This window comes from Streptomyces recifensis (assembly GCF_002154615.1).
Taxonomy (GTDB): domain Bacteria; phylum Actinomycetota; class Actinomycetes; order Streptomycetales; family Streptomycetaceae; genus Streptomyces; species Streptomyces griseoluteus.
This window is the reverse complement of record NZ_MUNH01000498.1, coordinates 1-2,794: the sequence shown is the minus strand read 5'-3', so window position 1 is coordinate 2,794 and position 2,794 is coordinate 1. Positions and strand designations below refer to the sequence as shown.

Genomic DNA, 2,794 nt, shown 5'->3' with positions numbered 1-2,794 from the left:
CCCGGTGTCCTCCGCGAACCGCCGGGAGAACGTACGCGGCGACACGGCCGCGTGCCGGGCCAGCGCCTCGAGGCTCAGCGGCTCACCGAGCCGGTGCAGCGCCCACTCCCGCGTCGCGGCGAACCGCTCGCCCAGCGGCTCCGGCACACTGCGCGGCACGTACTGCGCCTGACCTCCGCTGCGGTAGGGGGCCGCGACCAGGCGCCGGGCCGCGTGGTTGGAGGCGGCCACCCCCAGCTCGCCGCGCAGCATGTGCAGGCACAGGTCGATGCCGGAGGCCGCCCCGGCCGACGTGAGCACGCTGCCCTCGTCCACGAACAGCACGTTCTCGTCCACCCGGATCAGCGGGTACCGGGCCGCCAGCGCGCGGGCGTAGTGCCAGTGCGTGGTGGCCCGTCTGCCGTCCAGCAGACCGGTGGCCGCCAGCGCGAACGCCCCCGTCGAGATCGCCGCCAGCCGCGCACCCCGTTCGTGTGCCGCCACCAGCGCCGCCACCACCCGCTCCGGCGGGTCCTCCCGGTCCGGGAACCGGTAGCCCGGCACGAACACCACGTCGGCCCACTCCAGCGCCTCCAGGCCATGCGCCACGTGGTACGACAGGCCGTCGCCGCCCGTCACCAGACCGGGCGCCGCCCCGCACACCCGCACCTCGTACGGCATGCTCGCGCGGGTCGTGAACACCTGCGCCGGAATACCCACGTCGAGCGGCTTGGCGCCCTCCAGGACGAGGACGGCGACACGGCGGAAACGGGAGGACGGCACGGGCAGCAGGGTACGCACTGGTCGGCGTGAATCCCTCGCGGGGCGCCGGGCAACCCCCCGATATGCTGCTGTTTTCTCCTGTACCGGCCGCCTCGGAAGGAATGCCCCGTGGAGTTCCGGCTGCTCGGCACCGTCTCCGTCGACACCCGCCGGGGACCGCTGCCGCTCGGCCCCGCCAAGCGCCGCAGCCTGCTCGCGGCGCTGCTGTTGTCGGCCAACACCCCGGTGCCGATGAGCCGGCTGACCGCCTGCCTGTGGGACGACGAGCCGCCGAGCCAGGCGCGCGGTGTCATCCAGGGCCATGTGTCCCGGCTGCGCGCCCTGCTCGCCGAGGGCGACGCGGAGGCGTACGGCGTCGAACTCCTCACCGCCGGGGACGCGTACGCGCTGCGACTGCCGGAAACCCTGCTCGACGCCCAGCGGTTCGAGGAGCTGCTCACCCTCGCCCGCGAACAGCGTGACCCCGCCGACGCGGTGCTCATGCTCGGCGACGCCCTCTCGCTGTGGCGCGGCCCAGCGCTCGGCGGTGCCTTCGCCGGACCGCCGCTCCAGGCCGCCGCGCACTCGCTGGAGGAGTCCCGGCTCTCCGCCGTGGAGCAACTGGCGCTCTCCTACGGCAGGTTGGGTGAGCACCACCGGGCCGCCGCCGTCCTGCGCACCGAGGCCGTCGCGCATCCGCTGCGCGAGTCGCTGTCCGCCGCGCTGATGACCGCCCTGTACCAGGCGGGCCGGCAGTCGGAGGCGCTCGACTGGTTCCATCGCACCCGCAGACTCCTCGCGGACGAACTCGGCATCGACCCCGGCCGTGAACTCGCCGATGCCTACGGGCTGATCCTGCGCGGCGACCCCGTACCCGAGCTGTCGGCCGGGCGTCCCGGGTCCGAGGCCGAACCGGTCCGGCCGCCCGTACCTCCGCGCCCCGCTCTCGTGCCCGCCGAGGCGCACGCCGACCTGCTGCCCCGCGCACCCCGCGGCTTCCACGGCCGGGGCGCGGAACTCGCCGCGCTCGGCCGGGCCGCCGCCGGGGAGGCGCCGGTGTGCCTGGTGACCGGGCCGGCCGGGGTCGGCAAGACCGCCCTCGCCCTGTGGTGGGCACACCGCAACGCCGACGCCTTCCCCGACGGGCGGCTCTTCATCGACCTGCACGGCTTCAGCGACACCGGCGAGCCGTCGGTGACCGAGGTGCTGCGCGAGTTCCTGCTCGCCCTCGGGGTGCCGCCGCGCCGGATACCGGAATCGGCCCCGGCCGCCGCCGCGCTGTTCCGTTCCCTCACCGACCGGCAGCGGCTGCTGGTCGTCCTCGACAACGCCCGCGACTCCGCCACGGTCCGCGCCCTGCTGCCCGGCGGCGCCGACTGCGTCACCGTCGTCACCAGCCGCCACCGCCTGGAGGGGCTCATCGCCTCCGACGCGGCCCGGCCCGTCCCCGTCGGCACGCTGGACGCGCAGGACGGCACGGCGCTGCTCGCGGGCGTCCTCGGGGAGGAACGGGTGCTCGGGGAGCCGGTGGCCGCGCGCAGGCTCGCCGAACTCTGCGGAGGGCTTCCGCTGGCCCTCAGGGTCACGGCGGCCCGGCTCGCGGGCCGCCCGCGGTGGAGCCTCGCCCACCTCGCGGACGAACTGGCCGACGAGCGCGGCCGCCTGGCCCACCTCGCCGTGGACGACACCGGGGTCCCGGCCGCCCTCCGCCTGACCGTGCAGCACCTTCCCGGCGAGGCCGCGCACCTCTTCGGCCGGCTCGGCCACCACCCCGGCACCCACTTCGACCCCTATACGGCGGCCGGCGGGTCGGTGCCGGCGAGCGCGGCCGCCGTATAGGGGTCGAAGTGGGTGCCGGGGTGGTGGCCGAGCCGGCCGAAGTGGTGCGCGGCCTCGCCGGGAAGGTGCTGCACGGTCAGGCGGAGGGCGGCCGGGACCCCGGTGTCGTCCACGGCGAGGTGGGCCAGGCGGCCGCGCTCGTCGGCCAGTTCGTCCGCGCGGTGGGCGAGGCTCCACCGCGGGCGGCCCGCGAGCCGGGCCGCCGTGACTCTGA

At 76.2% G+C, this 2,794-nt stretch carries 2 protein-coding genes and 1 pseudogene; 1 reads left to right on the top strand and 2 read right to left on the bottom strand.

The annotated features are described in order from the left end of the window. On the bottom strand, positions 1 to 762 hold a 762-nt coding region (locus tag CCN33_RS24005), incomplete at its 3' end, for a GlxA family transcriptional regulator (RefSeq protein WP_086695579.1). Positions 763 to 870: 108 nt separating this feature from the next. Here CCN33_RS24005 and CCN33_RS24000 point away from each other — a divergent pair. Then, positions 871 to 2,574 (top strand): annotated as a pseudogene (locus CCN33_RS24000) (AfsR/SARP family transcriptional regulator); the annotation flags it as partial. On the opposite strand, the gene CCN33_RS23995 reads toward CCN33_RS24000, so the two are convergent. Beyond that, a partial coding sequence (locus CCN33_RS23995) for a hypothetical protein (RefSeq protein WP_244173922.1) occupies positions 2,532 to 2,794 on the bottom strand: 263 nt, incomplete at its 5' end. The pseudogene CCN33_RS24000 and the gene CCN33_RS23995 overlap by 43 nt on opposite strands.